This is a genomic window from Pseudomonas sp. FJ2-5-13 (assembly GCF_029201605.1).
GTDB classification, from domain to species: Bacteria; Pseudomonadota; Gammaproteobacteria; order Pseudomonadales; family Pseudomonadaceae; genus Aquipseudomonas; species Aquipseudomonas lactis.
Map to the genome: position 1 here is coordinate 2,152,757 of NZ_CP104045.1, position 17,980 is coordinate 2,170,736.

Below are 17,980 nucleotides of genomic sequence, written 5' to 3' on the forward strand. Positions count from 1 at the left end.
AGGAGAAACCTCATGGAAGAAGCTGCATGGAAGCAACAGTTTTTCAACGACAGGATGCCTGCTTGCTCATTGAATGGGGGTTGGTTGACCTTCTGCTTAGTCGATGAAACGGGAAATGGAAAAAGTTATGGGGGACTGCCTTACACCCTGCGTGACGTTGCTGGTCAGCAATACAACGGTCGGTTGAACGGGGAGGGTTTTGCCCGAGTGGAGGGCTTTTTCTGTGGACCTGTAATTCTGATGATGGAGGAGCGCTATTCAGGTCGGGAAACGCTCTATCAGTCGCTCATGACACGTTCATTCTATGCATTGCCTATCACTGAGTTGCAAGTGCGTGCCGAGCAAACCCATTTTTTTGATAACCACGATCAGATTGTCGAAAAAAATCCCGCACGCCCAAATGCAGATCATTTTTATCAGGTTGAAGTGAGTGACCTGGTTCGACATAGCGCTCACTTGCCGCCCCTGTCGTCACAGGCTCACCGTCCAATGCGGCATGCACTCAAGATGATGGCAGACCTTGGTTTTGGACCTCCCGAGTCTTCCTTCAAGGGGCTGGTGCTCTTTCCGAAAAAATTCACGATGTTGCAGGTGCGACCTCTAAGAGCATTACGGCCAATTCTTTCTACACAGGATCAATTTTGCGCATTGAACCTGTACCAACTGGCGTTAATGGCAACATTAAGCTATTGCGAGTTTGGCCAAGATCCTTCAGCAGAACCTAAGGATAAAGTCAGCTTTCCTTGGCATCCAAGTATCGGGAATTTGTTTGCCGAACGCTTGTCATGTTACCGGGAGGCGTGGAGGTTTGACTCAGAGCAAGTGCAACGATTTTATCCATTGTATGAAGACGTAGCTTATTCCCGTCGTTTCGAGATTTTGCCTTTTGATCCAGAGTTGTACGGGCAGAATGCCACTTCGCATGATCTCGAGTATCCGGAGCGGATACACTTTTTTAACGATGTGGAGTTTGGAACAGATACTCAAGCATTCATTTGTCATCACGATGAAGTGGTGCTTATTGCTGTACGCGGCACCGCTAGTGGTGCCGATGTTCTACGCGATGCAAACGCCCATCAAGTCCCATTCATCGAGGGCGTTGGAAAAGCCCATCAAGGTTTTTATCAGGCATTTCAGGCCATGCATAATTTTGTATCAGGTTACCTTTTTCGATATCACAGCGGCCAACGAATTATCATTTGTGGCCATAGTCTTGGGGGGGCTATAGCACTCTTATTGGCAGAGGCCCTACGCCGCACCCCAGATCGAGATTACGACCCACTCCTCTACACCTACGGCGCCCCCCGCGCCGCCGACGCCGAATTCACCGCCGGTGCCTCAACCCTGGTCCACCACCGCATCGTCAACCACAACGACCCCGTCCCCAGTGTCCCGGCGCCCTGGATGAACACCACTGCTAAACTCTGGATTCCCGGAGCCATCACGCTATTCAGCAACCCCGCACCTGGTGGCCTGCTGTTCGCCGCTGGGTTGGTGCGCGTGGGTGGCAACCCCTATCGACATCATGGTGAGCAATATCACTTCATGCCGATCACACTCGCCGATGGCAGCCATTCCTCGGTGTTATGGAAGCCGGGCTGCGAATCGCTCCAAGAGGCGGGTTGCAATCGCGCATTGCAACTGCAGGGCGATATGCCCGACCGCGATAATCTGCTGAGGCAGCTGTTCCAAGCCGACCAGCACTTCATGACCACCAGCTATATCCCCGCGGCCTGGGCGACGTTGCGCCGCTGGCAACACACCCTGGAGAGTGAGGGCCCGCTGGTGACCCAGCGGGAGTTCGAGCTGCTCGACCGGGCCTTTGAAGACATGCGCGAGCAACTGCGGGCCAAGCGGCGTGAACTGGCTCTGCGGCGCCCGGCCAATGATCGTAGCCATGAACCCACCGATGCCTTGAACGCAGAGATCGACCGTTTGCACACCAGCCGCGAGCGCTTGGCAAGCCTGCGCTGGCGTCGCCTGCAAGCCCACGATGTCTACGGCAGCCATGCCCCTTCCGCACATCTGCAATCGAGCCTCAAACGTTGGTTCAGCCACCGCGAGAATCGTGAGCCAGCCCAGTTCGCCAGCATCCCGCCGCCGTCCCACGACGAACGGGCACGGGCTCAAACGCTGGACATCGACTCAGTCGTCTAAAAACTCCACCTGGGCCGGTTGCCGTTTCATCAGTACCTTGCCGTTGCGGATCGAGTACAACGGCAGGCCCTGGCTACGTATGACTTCATAGTCGCTGTCGGCCGACAGGATCAACAGGTTGGCCGGGCGGCCTGCTTGCAGCCCATAGCGGTTGCCCAGGCCCATGGCCTTGGCGCTGTTGTCGGTGACCAGGTCCAGGGCGTTTTGCAAATTGCGATAACCGAGCATATGGCAGATGTGCAGGCCAGCCTCCAGCACTCGCAAAATGTTGCCGTTACCCAGCGGGTACCAAGGATCGACGATGGAGTCCTGGCCGAAACACACGTTCATCCCGGCCTCAAGCAGTTCGTTGACGCGGGTGACGCCGCGGCGTTTCGGGAAGTTGTCGAAGCGGCCTTGCAGGTGGATGCTTTCGGTGGGGCACGAGACAAAGCTGATACCGGAATGCCCCAGCAGGCGAAACAGCTTGGCGCAGTAAGCATTGTCGTAGGAGCCCATGGCGGTCGTATGGCTGGCGGTCACGCGGGCACCCATGTCGCGGCTGCGGGCTTCTTCGGCGAGGACTTCGAGAAAGCGTGAGTGGGGGTCGTCGGTTTCGTCACAGTGCACGTCCACCAGGCAGCCGGTGCGTTCGGCCAGGTCCATGAGGAACTTCACCGAACTCACGCCTTGGTCGCGGGTGTATTCGAAGTGGGGGATGCCACCGATCACATCGGCACCCAGGCGAATGGCTTCTTCCATCAACTCGCGCCCGTTGCGGAATGACTCGATGCCCTCCTGGGGGAAGGCGACGATTTGCAGGTCGATCAGGTGGGTGCTCTCTTCACGTACCTCCAGCATGGCCTTGAGTGCGGTGAGGTCTGGGTCGGTGACGTCGACATGGGTGCGCACATGCTGGATGCCATGGGCGGCGAGGGCCTGTATGGTTTTTTTGGCCCGGGCCTTGGTGTCTTTCTGGGTAATGGTGGCCTTGCGTTCGCCCCAGCATTCGATGCCTTCAAACAGCGTACCGCTCATGTTCCAGCGCGGTTCGCCGGCGGTGAGCGTGGCGTCAAGATGGATGTGGGGTTCGACGAAGGGCGGTATCACCAGGTTGCCGGCGGCGTCCAAGTCGCCGGCCATCAGCGCCGGCACCCCGGTTTGCGCAGTGATGCTGGCGATCAGGCCGTGTTCCAGGTGCAGATCATGCAGGCCTTCACAGTTGCGCAGGCGGGCATTAATGATGTGCATGCTCAAGTTCCTCTTGGCTAAAAACAATCAGGCAGACAGCCGCCAGATCCTCAGGGCGATACCGATGTCCAGGCGGTCATGGCGCGTAGTATGGCGCTGAGCAGCACATAGGTCAGCGACGCGGCAAAAATTCCCACCAACGGCGCGACCCACGGCGAGTTGAACGCCAGCACGGTGCCGACTCCATACGCAATCAGGCCGGGCCAATTGAACGCCGGTAGGCGAGCCTGCGCCAAGCGTGGGTATTGGCCGCGATAACGATAGAAGAAGTCCGCCATGATCACGCCCCCAATCGGCGGGATGACCGTGCCCAGCAGGATCAGGTACGGCACCAGCAGGTCGTACATGCCGAACAAGGCGAGCAGGGTACCGATCACCGCGCCGGCCAGGGTCACGCTCTTGCGCCGTTGGGTGCGCAGCAGGTTACAACCGGCGACGGCGAAGTTGTAGATGGTGTTGTCCTGGGTGCTCCAGATATTGAGCAGCAACATCGCCATCGCCGCCGTGGCGAAACCTTGCAGCAGCAAGACCTCCACCACATCCGGTTGCTGATAGACGATTGCGCCATAGGCCCCGATCAACACCATCAAGCCGTTGCCGACAAAAAAGCCGATCAGGCTGGCCAGCACCGCAACCTTGGCCGAGCGCGAAAACCGTGTCCAATTGGTGGCCTGGGTTGCACCGCTGACAAAGGTCCCGAATACCAGGGTGATGGCGGTGGACAAGTCCAGTTCAGCGCTGGGCACCACTGCCAGCAGCCCCTCCAGCCCGCCGACTTTCACGGTGGCGACCCACATCGACAGCAGCAACAGGATGCCCATGGCCGGCACGGCGATGTAGGACAAAATTTCCAACCCGCGATACCCCACGTAGGCGGTGGCGCAGAACAATAAGCCAAACACCAGCATCAGCCCCAGCACACTGCCCGGGCTCAACTGGAAATACTTGCCCAATACTACGGCCGCGGTGGCCGTGCCCCAGGCATACCAGCCGATCTGGGTAAAACCGAGGATCAAGTCACTGAGCTTGCTGCCCACTTCGCCAAAGCAGAAACGCCCCATCAGCACCGAGTTCAAGCCGCTCTTGAACGCGATGTAACCCAAACCTGCGGCGTAGATACCCAACAACAGGTTACCCAGGGCCACGACGCCAAGCATGTCGATGAAGCTGAACGCCACCCCCAGCTTGCCGCCGGCAAACATGGTCGCGGTAAAAAAGGTGAACCCCAGCAACACCATGGCCGTAGAGGCCAGACCCTTGCGCGCATGCAAGGGGACTTCGCTGAGAGGGTAGTCGTTGCCGGGGTCTTGCTGCGTCATGGGGGCTGCTCCCTGAGTGGTGACCCAGGTCGCTTGCATCCCGCGTGCCAACGCAGGTGTAGGCAGGTATGCGCTGACGGAGTAAGCCCTTTATAAGGCCGCCCCCTCCCAATCAGCGCAAAAGCAGTGCAGCGGTGAGCCAAACCGGCTCAGTCGAACAGCGTCTGTGTGGGTTTCCCAAATGGATCAGCCCGCCGGCGTTTCGAAAAAAACCACCCGCAGGTGGTTCTTACTCACCGCGATAAATGCAGCCACTGGTGCACGTCTCGTGGATACGGATCGCACTGAGTTCCGGCAGCAGAGGTTTCAACTCCGTCCAGATCCACTTGGCCAGCACTTCGCTGGTAGGGTTTTCCAGGCCGGGAATGTCGTTGAGGTAGTTGTGGTCGAGGCGTTCATACAGTGGCTTGAAAATCGCTTTGATCTCCGAGAAGTCGCGAATCCAGCCAGTATGGGGATCCAGGTCGCCGCTCAGGTGGATGGCCACCTTGAACGAATGCCCATGCAGGCGCCCACATTTGTGGCCTTCCGGTACGTGGGGCAGGCGGTGGGCGGATTCGAAGGTAAACTCTTTGAAGATTTCCACAGTGTTTTCAGCTCGGTCAGGTGTCTGGCAGGCGGCGAGTTTAACAGTTTGATCAACCTCTGCGCATACCGCCCATGCGGTCAAAGGGCCAGCAAACGGTCGCCGAGCTTGCCGTTGTCCGCCAATGCCAAAAACTCATCCCCCAGCCGCTGGCTCTCGCTCATGGCGGTTTGCCAATATTTGTTGCGGCCTGGATCATCGCCCATAAAGCGCTTGAAGTCGCTGCGGTCTGGCAGCTTGCCATGGGGCAGGCGGGCCAGGTAATCCCTGGACGGCGCCAGCAGTAACACATCCTGCAAGCCTTGCTGGTTGCTGCGTCGCCAGGGCAGGCCCTTGTCGAACCAGCCGGGGATGACCCGGTCGGTAAAGTGCGGGTACAGCACGATGTCATCGCCGTGGTAAGGCAGGTCGAGGTGGTAATCCAGCAGGCCGCCGTCGCGGTAGGTGCCGGCTCCGGCCCCGGGCAGGTCGCGCACGCCTTGCATCACCATGGGGATCGAGCCGGACGCGAGCAACGCCTGGCGCAGGTTACCCACGTCCAGGGTGAGGAAGCGCGAGGGGAAATCCTTCAGGGGGTGTACCGGGGGCGCCTGGCGCGGGTCGTGGATGATCAGCCGCTCAAAATGCCGCGACAGCCGTGCGCGGCCCCGCAGGTTATCGGCAATCACCGACGACAGGCCCAGCCCCAGCCGCCCACGGTGGTCATTGGCGAGCAAGCCGTGGCTCTTGACCACCATGATGTTCAACCGATAGTCGGGGTTGTCCAGCACCCGCGCATCGCGCCCGGCCAGCAGGTCGTCGAGCATGCGCTGGCAGCTCTGGCTGACTTGCGCCATGGTCACGCCTTTGGCAAAGCGCTGCTCGTTGTACAGGCGGCCCAGGTCGAGCAAGCCTTGCACCGGGTCGGGCAGGCAGGCGCTGGCGAACCGCCAGGAGCCGATGGACGCGCCGATCAGCGCACGCTCGCGCGGCGCACGGCGTAACCAGTCACCGAACAGCGCCAGGTCGAGCCCTTGGATACCCAGAGCCTTGGGGCCGCCCGCCGCACCGGGAAGGATGCCGACGTCGGCAGGCGCAAGGCCCTGCTCGCGGATGCGGGTGAAGGCGCGTTTGCCGGCCTTGAGGGTCAAGGCCGGGAACTTGATATGGATGGCGGTCATACCGGTCTCTGTTGAGGCGAGCGGGGCAGTATAGGAAATCTCGCAGGCCGTGGGAAAAAGGCTTAACCGGAATTGCCATGGTGGCAATTCAGTTTCAGTTAAGTTGCAGCGCGTACCGTGGCCGGCGTAGGAAAACATCATGTAACGGAGACTTATCATGAAGCGCCTCACTGCCCTGGGCGCCGCCGCTATCATCCTCGTTACGGCGACCCCGGCCGCCGCCGTGGACCCCGACAAGCCACTGATCGTGCCGGCCACTGTTACTATTGTCGCTTTCGATCAATTGGACGCCACGGCCCTGGCCCTTCACCCTGGTTCGACGCTGCTGGACACCGACCTGGATGAGGAATACGGCAAGTACGTCTATGAAGTCGAGCTACGAGATACCAACGGCATTGAATGGGATGTTGAATTGAACGCGCTCACCGGGCAGGTTCTCAAGAATCATCAGGATACGTAATGAAGGTAAATTTACGCGTCGGCAGTCGCGTGGCGCTGGTGCTCATGGTGTTTTGTTCCAGCCTGGCGGCCCGCGACCTCAACCAGGACGAAGCCCTGGCCCTGCGCCAGCAAGGCGTGATCCTGCCATTGGAACAGCTGTTGCAGCAGGCCATGGCGCGATACCCCGGCTCGCGGCTGCTGGAAGCCGAACTGGAAAAGAAACACGGGCAATATGCCTATGAAGTGGAACTGGTGACCACCGAGGGCGTGGTGCGCGAGATCAAGCTGGACGCCACCAACGGTAACCTGATCAAAGATGAGGAAGATTGATGCGCCTGCTCCTGGTGGAAGACAACGTCCCCCTGGCCGACGAACTGATGGCCGGCCTGCAGCGCCAGGGTTATGCGGTCGACTGGCTGGCCGATGGCCGCGACGCCGTGTATCAAGGGCGCAGCGAACCCTATGACCTGATCATCCTCGACCTTGGCCTGCCCGGTTTGCCCGGGCTTGAAGTGCTGGCCCAATGGCGCGCCGCCGCGTTGGCCATCCCGGTGCTGATTCTCACCGCCCGCGATTCCTGGGCCGAGCGTATCGAAGGGCTCAAGGCCGGCGCCGATGATTACCTGAGCAAACCCTTTCACCCCGAAGAGCTGTACCTGCGCATCCAGTCGCTGCTGCGCCGCTCCCACGGCCAGACGAACCAGCCCACCCTGCAAGCCGCCGGCCTGCATTTGGATGAAGGGCGCCAGTGCGTGCTACGCGACGGCGCCGAGATCCAACTGACGGCTGCCGAGTTTCGCTTGTTGCGCTATTTCATGCTGCATCCCGAACAAATCCTGTCCAAAAGCCACCTGGCCGAACACTTGTATGACGGTGAGACCGAGCGCGACTCCAATGTACTTGAGGTACACGTCAACCACCTGCGGCGCAAATTGGGCCGCAGCGTGATCGAGACCCGGCGCGGCCAGGGCTACCGTTTCGGCGCCACCCCGGCATGAGGTCAATCCAGCGGCGCCTGAGCCTGGGGTTGATCAGCGTGATGGTGATTGTCGGCGTGGTGCTGGCGCAAACCAGCCTGTGGTTGTTCGAGGCGGGTTTGCAACGCTACCTTGAAGCGGGCTTGCGCAACGACAGCGAAAATCTGCTGGTGGCGCTGGTGCGTGGGCCCAACGGCGTGCAGTTGGATGAGCAACGCCTGTCGCCGGCGTACCAACGGCCATTTTCCGGGCATTACTTTCGTATCGACTTTGCCGATGTGCATTGGCGCTCCCGTTCACTGTGGGACCAGGAATTGCCCCGGCTCCCCACGGCGGGGCTGAAAGGGAACCTGCAACTGGGGCCCGAAGGCCAGCAACTGTTGGTGCTGCGCTCGGACTACAAGCGCTTTGGCCAGTCGATTTCCATCAGCGTGGCTCAGGACTACACGCCCGTGCGCGAGAGCTTTCGCCTGATGCGTCAGGTCGGCCTGGTGATGGGGCTGGCGGCGCTGCTTTTGGTGCTGATCCTGCAACGGGTCACCGTGCGCCGTGCCTTGCGCCCGCTGGAGACCGCGCGTAACCAGATCGCCCAATTGCAACAAGGCCAGCGTTCGCAACTCGACACCCAGGTGCCGCTTGAACTGGAGCCCCTGGTGGCGCAGATCAACCACCTGCTGGCGCACACCGAAGACAGCCTCAAGCGCTCCCGCAACGCCCTCGGCAACCTGGGCCATGCGCTTAAAACCCCGCTGGCGGTGTTGTTGAGCGCCGCTTCCAGTGAAGCCCTCAAGGATCATCCGCAGTTGAGCCAGTTGCTGCGCGAACAACTGGAGCAAGTGCAGCAACGCCTCAACCGTGAACTCAACCGTGCACGCCTGGCCGGCGATGCCTTGCCGGGCGCGTTGTTTGACTGTGAACAAGAGCTGCCCGGTTTACTGGCCACTCTGCGCATGATCCACGGCGAACACCTGGACCTCAGCTACCAGGTGGCGCCGGGCCTGCAATTGCCCTGGGACCGTGAAGACCTGCTGGAACTGCTGGGCAATCTGTTGGACAACGCCTGTAAATGGGCAGACGCCGAGGTACGCCTGAGCGTCAGCGAGACGCCCCACGGTTACCAACTGGCGGTGGAAGATGACGGCCCCGGCATTCCCGAGGCCCAGCGCGACCAAGTGTTCAGCCGTGGCGCACGCCTGGATGAACAGAGGGTTGGCCATGGCCTGGGTTTGGGGATCGTGCGCGACATCGTTGAGGTGTGGGGCGGGGTGTTGCAACTGCAGGAGAGTGAGCTGGGTGGGCTCAAGGTATTGATCGAGTTGCCACGCCGCTGACATTCACACCCCAAAGTTCAAAATGTGGGAGCTGGCTTGCCTGCGATAGCATCGACTCGGTTTGCCTGACATACCGAGGTGTCTGCATCGCGGGCAAGCCCGGCTCCCACAGAAAAGCCTTGCTACATTCAGACCCTGAACTGATCCATCAACCCCTGCTGCTGATTCGCCAGGCTGTTCAACGCCTGGCTGACCCGCGCCGATTCATTGGCCTGCTCCGACAACGACTCGGTCACATCGCGAATGGTCGCCACGTTGCTGTTGATCTCTTCGGCCACCGCGCTTTGCTCTTCGGCGGCGCTGGCGATTTGCAGGTTCATGTCGCTGATCACCGTGACCGCATCGCCAATCTGGCGCAAGGCGGTGACGGCCTGGCCGACCTGCTCGACGCTGCCCTGGGCCTGGCGATAGCTGTTGCCCATGGAACCGACCACGTCGCTGGTACCGGTTTGCAATTGTTCGATCACCAGGCGGGTTTCTTCCACCGATTCCTGGGTGCGCCGTGCCAGGTTGCGCACTTCGTCGGCGACCACGGCAAAACCGCGGCCGGCCTCACCGGCGCGAGCGGCTTCGATGGCGGCGTTGAGCGCCAACAGGTTGGTCTGCTCGGCGATGCCGCGAATCACTTCAAGCACCGAGCCGATCTGTTCGCTGTTGGCGGCCAAGCCTTCTACCTGGGCCATGGCAGTGCTCATGTCGGCGGCGAGCTCGCCAATGTTGACGGTGGTGCGGTCGATAACGGTCAAGCCTTGGCGAGTCGCCTGGTCGGCATCCCGTGCGGCTTGGGCCGCTTGGGCGGCGCTGCGGGCCACGTCCTGGGCGGTGGCGCTCATTTCGTGGGACGCGGTGGCCACCTGATCCACCTGGCGGTACTGCTGCTCCATGCCGGCGCTGGTTTGCGTGGCAATGGCTGCGGACTGGTCGGCGGTGCCGCGGGCATCCTGCACCGAGCGTTTGACCTCGGCAATGATCGGCTGCAGCTTGTCGAGAAAACGGTTGAACCAGCCGGCCAATTGGCCCAGTTCATCCTGTTTGGCATAGGCCAGGCGCCGGGTCAGGTCGCCTTCGCCGCTGGCGATATCTTCAAGCATGTGCGCCACGCCAAGGATTGGTCGGGTCACGCTGCGCGCCATCAGCCACACCAGGATCAAGCCGACCACGGCGGCTAGCAGGCCCAGGCCCAGTTCCAGCAAGGTGCCTTTGGCGTTGTCGGCGTCCAGCTGGTTTTTCAGCGCTTCGGCGGGGGCGACCAGGACTTGTTCCGGTACATCCAGCAATACGCCCCAGGCCTTACCGCCGGGAATCGGTGCAAAAGGCGCCAGTACCTTGAGTTGATGGTCGGTGCGCAGGCTGCGGGTCTGGGTACTGCTCGCCAGGGCGCTGATCAACTGCGCGCCGTTGGCCGGGTCGACCTGCTCCAGGCGTTGGCTGAGTTTGCTGGCGTCGGGGCTGTAGCCGGCCAATAAGCCAGTGGCGCTGAGGATGCTGACCTGGGTCTGGCCGTCGTACAGTTTCCCGCTGGCCTGCTGGCTGACCGCCTGCAAGCTGTTGAGGTTGATGTCCACCGACAGCGAGGCGATGACTTTGCCGTTGACCATCAGCGGAAACACGATGCTGGTCATCAGCACGTTCTGGCCGTCGATCACATAAAAGTAAGGTTCGATCACGCAGGGTTTGAGGGTCGTGCGTGGGCAAGTGAACCAGGCGTTGGCCTTTTCGCCGCTGGGGCCGATGGAGGTGTCGGCCATGTCGCTCTCGGGCAGCGCCATCGAGGTGATTTTCCCCGGCGTCGGTTGCGACCAGTACAGGGCGAAACGGCCTTTGTCATTGCTGCCCAGTTCCGCCTGGTTGGCGAACAGTTCGTCCTTGCCGTCCAGCGCATTGGCTTCGAACACCAGGGACAGGCCGAGCAGGTCAGGGTTGGCCTGCAGGGCGGCCTTGACCTGGCGGGTCAGGTCTTCACGGGTGTCGAAGGCATCGAGAAAGCGCTTTTCGGCCTGCTCGCGCAAAAACAGCACCTGGCGGGAAAAACCGTGGCCGTATTGGTAGGCATCCATGAACTGCTGGCGAATGCCCAGCGCCTGCACTTCGCCTTGGGCTTCGATGCGCGACTGGGCGGCTTCGTCGAGCATCTGCATGCTGGACGCCTTGACCTGCTGCGAGCTCTGCGCCATGCGATACAGCGACAGACCCACCAGCAGGGTCACGATCCCCAGCAGGCACAGGCCCGCCAGCAGGGTGATTTTCCATTGAATGGAGAGCTGCCTGAGCGACATCGGGACATCCTTACCTGAAAGCACGTTAGAGACAGCTTATCGGCGGGCGCCTGCAATTCTTTATCTGTTGAGAGAGCGTTCACTCACCACAGTTTTTGACATGGCAGCCCAGCTCCTGCAAAGTGCGCGCCCTCTAATAAGACCTCTTTCAAGCCTGCACGCCGGCAGCTGTTCCCATGGGCCGCGCGCGGGCATGCCTGTCTTTTTTGTTTCTGCTTGAGGTAACCATGATTAACGCAGTCATCGCCGCGGTCGGCACCATGCTGGTACTCAGCCTGTCCCGCGTGCATGTGGTCATCGCCATTATCGTCGGCGCCCTGGTGGGCGGCTTGACCGGTGGCCTGGGTATCGAGGCCACGCTCAAGGCCTTCAACGGCGGGCTGGGCGGCGGCGCAACCGTGGCGTTGTCCTACGCATTGCTCGGGGCTTTCGCCGTGGCGATTGCCAAGTCCGGGCTGGCCCATGCCCTGGCGGACAAAGCCTTGCTGCTGGTGGACCGCCAGGACGCCAGCGGTGGCAACCACGTCAAATGGCTGCTGATCGGCCTGTTGTGGGTGGTGGCGATTGCCTCGCAGAACATCTTGCCGATCCACATTGCGTTTATTCCGCTGCTGGTACCGCCGCTGCTGTACGTACTGACCAAGCTACAACTGGACCGTCGCCTGATCGCCTGCGTGATGACCTTCGGCCTGATCACCCCGTACATGTTTCTGCCGGTAGGCTTTGGCAATATATTCCTCAATCAAATCCTGCTGGCCAACGTCGCCAAGAGCGGGGTGGATATCAGTGGGGTCAACGTCACCCACGCCATGGGCCTGCCGGCGCTGGGCATGGTGGTCGGCCTGCTGGTGGCGGTGCTGATCAGCTACCGCAAAAAGCGTGTGTACGACCTGAAGAAAATCGAACGTGTCGAGCAAGTGGCGGTGCAGTACAACCCGCTGACCCTGCTGGTGGCCGGCCTGGCAATTGCCTCGGCGTTCATCATCCAGCTGTGGTTGGACTCGATGATCATCGGCGCCCTGGCCGGGTTCCTGATCTTCTCGGTGTCGGGCATCGTGCGCTGGCGCGACACCGATGACCTGTTCACCGAAGGCATGAAGATGATGGCGATGATCGGCTTCATCATGATCGCGTCCTCAGGCTTTGCCGAAGTGCTCAAGGCCACCGGTGACGTGAACTCGCTGGTGCAAGCCTCGGCAGCGTTCATCGGCCATAGCCGGGGCGTCGGGGCGTTGTTGATGCTGCTGGTGGGGTTGTTGGTGACCATGGGCATCGGCTCGTCGTTTTCCACGGTGCCGATCCTCGCGGCGATTTTCGTGCCGCTGTGTGTGCAGTTGGGCTTCAGCCCGTTGGCCATCGTGTGCATCGTCGGTACCGCCGGTGCCTTGGGCGACGCCGGTTCGCCCGCCTCGGACTCTACCCTCGGGCCCACCTCCGGCCTGAATATCGACGGCCAGCACCACCACATCTGGGACACCGTGGTGCCGACCTTCCTGCACTACAACCTGCCGCTGCTGGCGTTCGGCTGGCTGGCCGCGATGACGCTCTGACGAGGTTCCTGTAGGAGCGAGCTTGCTCGCGGAAAGCGTCAACGATAACGCGGGCAACCTGGCACCCCGCAGTGCTCTCAGGTTCTTCGCGAGCAAGCTCGCTCCTACAGAAATCGCTCACATAGCCGTTAACCTCTCAAGTCGCCACTAACAAGAGAGAAAAGCCATGCGTCTGAGTTTGAAGGCCAAAGTCCTGGCCCTTGCTGTCGTGCCGGTGTTGGTGTTTGCCGTGGTCATCAGCCTGACCACCGTGTGGATTCTGCAGGGCCAGGCCCGCAACGAAGTGGATGAAACCCGCCAGCGCCTGCTCAACGACGCCAAGGCCACCCTCCAAGGTTATGTCGAGGTGGCCATGACCACCATCAAGCCGCTCTACGACGCGGCAGCCCCCGGCGACAGTGCGGCGCGGGCGCAGGTGGTCAAATTGTTGTCCAATACCAGCTACGGCAAAGACGGCTATTTCTTCGGCTACGACTCCGAGACCATCCGCCTGTTCAAGGGCAACAGCCCGGACGGCGTAGGCAAAAGCTTCAAGGACAACCGCGACCCTAACGGCGTCTACGTCAACCGCGACCTGGTCAAGGTCGGCAAGGACGGCACCCACTACCTGCAATACAGCTCGACCCAGCCCGGCCAGACCGAGCTGGTGCCCAAGCTCGGCTATACCGAGTACCTGCCCAAGTGGGACATGGTGATCGGCACCTCGGTGAACCTCGATGGCATCGACGCCCAAGTGGCAGTGGTGCAGGCTAAAGTCGAGACACGCATGCAAGGCGTGCTGCTGAGCATCCTCGGTGTGGCCGTGGTGGTGTTGCTGGTGATCGCCGCCGTGGGCATGTTGCTAGCCAATACCATCTTGCGTCCGCTGCACCTGATGAAAGCCAACCTCGATGACATCGCGGCGGGTGAAGGCGACCTGACCCGCCGCCTGGCCATCACCAGCCAGGATGAACTCGGCGACCTGGCCGGTGCGTTCAACCGCTTTGTCGATAAAATCCACGGCCTGGTGCGCCAGATCACTGACATGACCGCTCAGCTCACCGGATTGGTGAGCCAGGTGTCCGACCAGGCCCAGCGCTCCGAGCAGGCCATGGAACGCCAGCGCCACGAGACCGACCAGGTGGCCACCGCGATCAACCAGATGTCCTCGGCCGCCCACGAAGTGGCGCGCAGTGCCCAGGGCGCCGCCGTTGCTGCGCAGCAGACCGACGCCGAAGGCCAGGCAGCCAAGCGTGTAGTGGACGGCAGCATCGCGCAGATCCATGCGCTGGTGAACGACATCCGCAGCAGCGGCGTGTCCTTGGACAGTCTGCAGCAGGATGTGTCGTCTATCGTCAGCGTGCTCGGCGTGATCCGCTCCATCGCCGAACAAACCAACCTGTTGGCGCTCAACGCTGCCATCGAAGCCGCACGGGCCGGGGAGGCCGGGCGTGGCTTTGCCGTGGTCGCCGACGAAGTGCGTGCCCTGGCCAGTCGCACCCAAACCAGCACCCAGGAAATCCAGGGCATGATCGACCGCCTGCAAAAGGGCACCGAGGCGGCCGTGGACGCAATGCGCCGCTCCAGCGATGCCGGCGACGGCACCTCGGCCCAGGCCAACCAAGCCGGCGCGTCCTTGGACACCATGGCGCAGCTGATTGGCACCATCAACTCAATGAACGCCCAGATCGCCAGCGCCGCCGAAGAGCAGACCGCCGTGGCAGAAGAGATCAACCGCAGCGTGCATCAGATTGCCGTAGCGGTAGACAGCGTGGCGGACGAAACCCAGTTGGGCGCTCAGACGTCTCGCAGCCTGGCCGACCTGGGCCAGCGCCTGGGGCAGTTGGTGGGCCAGTTCAGGATCTGATCCTTTCAACCCATGGCAGCATAGGTATCTACACAATTTTGGTGCGACGCTGAACCTGTGGCGAGGGAGCTTGCTCCCGTGACGGCCTGACAGCTGGCGCCTATCTCCCTGAGGCACCGCAATCCAAATGTGGGAGCTGGCTTGCCTGCGAAGACGGCCTGACAGTCAACACAGTTGGACCGTGTACATATCCGTTATTTAGGTAACGGCCACCTAGGGTTCCGCTCTGACAGCGGCTCACTTTTGAAAAGCGCAAAAGTAAGCAAAACGCTCTTGCCCACCACTCGGCACCTCGCCTAGGCTCGGTGTGCCCGTAATCCGCCAGTGATTTGGGGGGCCGCCGCCACGCGCCATCCATGGCGCGGGGCGGCTAAACCGGCATCCCTGCCGGTTTACCCCCCAAATCCCTGTCGAATTCCGGCCAGCGTGGTTTAACGGGGCGCTTGAGATCAAGATCAAAAGCAGATCAAGAGCGACTCGCTTCGCATCGTGGTTACCGTCCGCTGCTATAGCCCACAAAGTTGTGTAGATACCGATGCCCATGGCAGGGATTAAACGTTGCGCATCAGCAGGCCAAAGCGCAGGTCCATCTGCGCCGGAATCGGCACATACACCGTATGCCCGTCCCCCGGCGCCACCTCGATGCCTTCGCCCTTGGCGTTATGCAGGCTCGGCAAGTCAAAGTGAAAATTGCCGGCGGGCGTCATCAACTCCAGATGATCGCCCAGCACAAAGCGATTCTTCACCTTCACCTCGGCCAACGCGCCACGACGCTCGCCGGTCAGTTCCCCGACAAACTGCTGGCGTTCGGAAACCGAGCTGCCGTTCTGGTAGTTCTGGTATTCGTCGTGCACATGGCGGCGCAGAAAACCTTCGGTATAGCCACGCTGGGCCAGGGACTCGAGGTTGGTCATCAAGCCGCGGTCAAACGCCCGGCCAGCCACCGCGTCGTCGATGGCCTGGCGGTACACCTGGGTGGTGCGCGCGCAGTAAAAGTGGGACTTGGTGCGGCCTTCGATCTTCAACGAATGCACGCCCATCTGTGCCAGGCGCTCCACATGCTGCACGGCCCGCAGGTCCTTGGCGTTCATGATGTAGGTGCCGTGTTCGTCTTCGAAGGCGGGCATGGGTTCATCGGGGCGATTGGCTTCCTGTAGCAGGAACACCTGATCGGTGGGCGTGCCGATGCCCAATGTGGGTTGATATTCATGGACGATATCGCCAGTGGCATTCTCCACTGCCGGCGTGGCCTGGTATTTCCAGCGGCAGGCATTGGTGCAACTGCCCTGGTTGGCATCGCGCTTGTTCATATAGCCCGACAGCAGGCACCGCCCGGAATAGGCCATGCACAAGGCGCCATGCACAAACACCTCCAACTCCATCGTCGGCACCTGCTGGCGGATTTCGCCGATCTCTTCCAGAGACAGCTCCCGCGACAGAATCACCCTGCAAATGCCTTGTTGCTGCCAGAACGCCACGCTGGCCCAGTTCACCGTATTGGCCTGTACCGACAGGTGGATCGGCATCTTTGGGAAGTGCTCGCGCACCAGCATGATCAACCCCGGATCAGACATGATCAGCGCATCCGGGCCCATGGCGATCACGGGCGCCAGGTCCTTGAGGAAGGTCTTGAGCTTGGCGTTGTGGGGCGCAATGTTCACCACCACGTAGAAACGCTTGCCCTGGTCATGGGCTTCCTGGATGCCGAGGGCCAGGTTGGCGTGGTCGAACTCGTTGTTGCGCACCCGCAGGCTGTAGCGCGGCTGGCCGGCATAAACCGCATCGGCACCGTAGGCAAAGGCGTAGCGCATGTTTTTCAGGGTGCCGGCAGGGGCGAGCAGTTCGGGGGCAATCATGGAGGGCATGGCTGTAGGTCGCAAAAGGCGCGAGGGTAGTGCAGGGCCGGGCGCCGTGCATTGATCCACGTCTAAACAGGGCGATCTATGCTTGTTCGAAAAACAAGGGCACTCCCAGGTTTGGCTGCGGACTAAGCAACAGGGCCGCGATCGGCCCTGTTTTTCTGACATGGACCGGACATGAATCAAACCAACCTGCAATTCAAAACTCTGTTGCTGCTACTGGCCCTGGTCACCGTGGCCTTTATCTGGATATTGCTGCCGTTCTACGGCGCGGTGTTCTGGGCCGTGATCCTGGGCATTATCTTTGCGCCGATGCAGCGCCGCCTGCAGCAGCGTTTTAGCTGGAACCGCAACCTGACCTCCCTGACCACCTTGATGGTGTGCCTGGTGATCGCGATTCTGCCGGTGATCATCACCAGTGCGTTGCTGGTGCAAGAGGGGGCCACGCTCTACAAAAACATCGAGAGCGGCAAGCTCGACGTGGCGGGTTATATCGAGCAATTCAAGAACGTCCTACCGCCGTATTTTCAGCAATTGCTCGACCGCTTCGGCATGGGTAACCTCGAAGGGCTGCGGGAAAAGGTCGTCAAGGGCGCGATGCAGGGCAGTCAGTTCTTTGCCTCCCAGGCGTTCAGCTTCGGCCAGGGGACGTTTGATTTTCTGGTGAGCTTTTTCATCATGCTGTACCTGCTGTTTTTCCTGCTGCGCGACGGCCCGGAGCTGGTACGCAAAGTGCGCACAGCCGTGCCCTTGGCCGAGCCGCAAAAGCGTCGCCTGCAACTCAAGTTCAACCGCGTGGTGCGCGCCACGGTCAAGGGCAACGTGCTGGTGGCCGTGACCCAGGGTGCGCTGGGTGGCTTGATCTTCTGGTTCCTGGACATCCCCAGTGCCTTGCTCTGGGCCGTGCTGATGGCGTTCCTGTCCCTGCTGCCTGCGGTGGGCGCCGGGCTGGTCTGGGGGCCGGTGGCAGTTTATTTCCTGTTGAGCGGTTCGATCTGGCAGGGCGTGGTACTGGGGCTTTTTGGCGTGTTCGTGATCGGCCTGGTGGACAACGTGCTGCGCCCGATCCTGGTAGGCAAGGACACCAAGATGCCGGACTATCTGATCCTGATCTCGACCTTGGGTGGCCTGTCGGTGTTCGGCCTTAACGGCTTTGTCATCGGGCCGCTGGTGGCAGCGTTGTTCATGTCGTGCTGGGCGTTGTTCGTCGAAACCAAGCCGCGGGTCAAGCTGCCGCTGCCGTAACGC

At 61.0% G+C, this 17,980-nt stretch carries 14 protein-coding genes and 1 pseudogene; 9 read left to right on the forward strand and 6 right to left on the reverse strand.

Annotated features, from left to right (window positions below; genetic code table 11):
* Positions 1–12: 12 nt before the first annotated feature.
* Entirely contained in the window at positions 13–2,157 is a 2,145-nt protein-coding gene (locus N2A98_RS09725; RefSeq protein ID WP_153475769.1) for a lipase family protein, read from the forward strand.
* On the opposite strand, the gene codA is transcribed toward N2A98_RS09725, so the two are convergent.
* From codA to N2A98_RS09745, 4 genes are all read right to left on the reverse strand, one after another.
* The gene (codA, locus tag N2A98_RS09730) at positions 2,146–3,387 is read right to left on the reverse strand and encodes a cytosine deaminase (RefSeq protein WP_275623331.1); all 1,242 of its coding nucleotides are present in this window, start codon (positions 3,385–3,387) and stop codon (positions 2,146–2,148) included. The genes N2A98_RS09725 and codA overlap by 12 nt on opposite strands.
* A gap of 50 nt (positions 3,388–3,437) precedes the next feature.
* The gene (codB, locus tag N2A98_RS09735; protein ID WP_047710502.1) at positions 3,438–4,706 is read right to left on the reverse strand and encodes a cytosine permease; all 1,269 of its coding nucleotides are present in this window, start codon (positions 4,704–4,706) and stop codon (positions 3,438–3,440) included.
* A gap of 229 nt (positions 4,707–4,935) precedes the next feature.
* A complete protein-coding gene (gene queD, locus N2A98_RS09740) occupies positions 4,936–5,292 on the reverse strand; it encodes a 6-carboxytetrahydropterin synthase QueD (RefSeq protein WP_003237990.1) in 357 nt (118 codons plus the stop codon).
* A gap of 80 nt (positions 5,293–5,372) precedes the next feature.
* Positions 5,373–6,452, reverse strand: a complete 1,080-nt coding sequence (locus tag N2A98_RS09745) for a patatin-like phospholipase family protein (protein WP_275623332.1) — start codon at positions 6,450–6,452, stop codon at positions 5,373–5,375.
* A 157-nt stretch (positions 6,453–6,609) separates the two neighbouring features.
* Here N2A98_RS09745 and N2A98_RS09750 point away from each other — a divergent pair, with 157 nt between their 5' ends.
* From N2A98_RS09750 to N2A98_RS09765, 4 genes are read left to right on the forward strand one after another with little or no spacing between them, the layout of a single operon-like run.
* Positions 6,610–6,912: a PepSY domain-containing protein gene (locus N2A98_RS09750; RefSeq protein WP_032892493.1), complete on the forward strand. Its 303-nt coding sequence runs from the start codon at positions 6,610–6,612 to the stop codon at positions 6,910–6,912.
* Entirely contained in the window at positions 6,912–7,223 is a 312-nt protein-coding gene (locus tag N2A98_RS09755) for a PepSY domain-containing protein (protein WP_044273608.1), read from the forward strand. Before N2A98_RS09750 ends, N2A98_RS09755 begins: the two co-directional genes overlap by 1 nt.
* The gene (locus N2A98_RS09760) at positions 7,223–7,891 is read left to right on the forward strand and encodes a response regulator transcription factor (protein ID WP_034135263.1); all 669 of its coding nucleotides are present in this window, start codon (positions 7,223–7,225) and stop codon (positions 7,889–7,891) included. Before N2A98_RS09755 ends, N2A98_RS09760 begins: the two co-directional genes overlap by 1 nt.
* Entirely contained in the window at positions 7,888–9,201 is a 1,314-nt protein-coding gene (locus tag N2A98_RS09765) for a sensor histidine kinase (RefSeq protein WP_047710505.1), read from the forward strand. The genes N2A98_RS09760 and N2A98_RS09765 overlap by 4 nt, the downstream gene beginning before the upstream one ends.
* 128 nt (positions 9,202–9,329) lie before the next feature.
* Here the strand turns inward: N2A98_RS09765 and N2A98_RS09770 are convergent, their stop codons facing one another.
* The gene (locus N2A98_RS09770) at positions 9,330–11,477 is read right to left on the reverse strand and encodes a methyl-accepting chemotaxis protein (protein ID WP_069558208.1); all 2,148 of its coding nucleotides are present in this window, start codon (positions 11,475–11,477) and stop codon (positions 9,330–9,332) included.
* A gap of 230 nt (positions 11,478–11,707) precedes the next feature.
* Between N2A98_RS09770 and N2A98_RS09775 the strand changes: the two genes are divergently transcribed.
* From N2A98_RS09775 to N2A98_RS09785, 3 genes and pseudogenes are all read left to right on the forward strand, one after another.
* On the forward strand, positions 11,708–13,027 hold the full coding sequence (locus tag N2A98_RS09775) for a Na+/H+ antiporter NhaC family protein (protein ID WP_161794324.1): 1,320 nt from the start codon (positions 11,708–11,710) through the stop codon (positions 13,025–13,027).
* Positions 13,028–13,049: 22 nt separating this feature from the next.
* Positions 13,050–13,136: pseudogene (locus N2A98_RS09780) on the forward strand (outer membrane lipoprotein carrier protein LolA); the annotation flags it as partial.
* Between the two features lie 57 nt (positions 13,137–13,193).
* The gene (locus N2A98_RS09785) at positions 13,194–14,873 is read left to right on the forward strand and encodes a methyl-accepting chemotaxis protein (protein ID WP_047710507.1); all 1,680 of its coding nucleotides are present in this window, start codon (positions 13,194–13,196) and stop codon (positions 14,871–14,873) included.
* A gap of 551 nt (positions 14,874–15,424) precedes the next feature.
* Here N2A98_RS09785 and yegQ read toward each other — a convergent pair.
* Positions 15,425–16,738, reverse strand: coding sequence for a tRNA 5-hydroxyuridine modification protein YegQ (yegQ, locus tag N2A98_RS09790; RefSeq protein WP_275623333.1), 1,314 nt, complete (start codon positions 16,736–16,738; stop codon positions 15,425–15,427).
* A gap of 171 nt (positions 16,739–16,909) precedes the next feature.
* Here yegQ and N2A98_RS09795 point away from each other — a divergent pair, with 171 nt between their 5' ends.
* A complete protein-coding gene (locus tag N2A98_RS09795; RefSeq protein WP_019818663.1) occupies positions 16,910–17,977 on the forward strand; it encodes an AI-2E family transporter in 1,068 nt (355 codons plus the stop codon).
* The last annotated feature ends 3 nt before the right edge of the window (positions 17,978–17,980 follow it).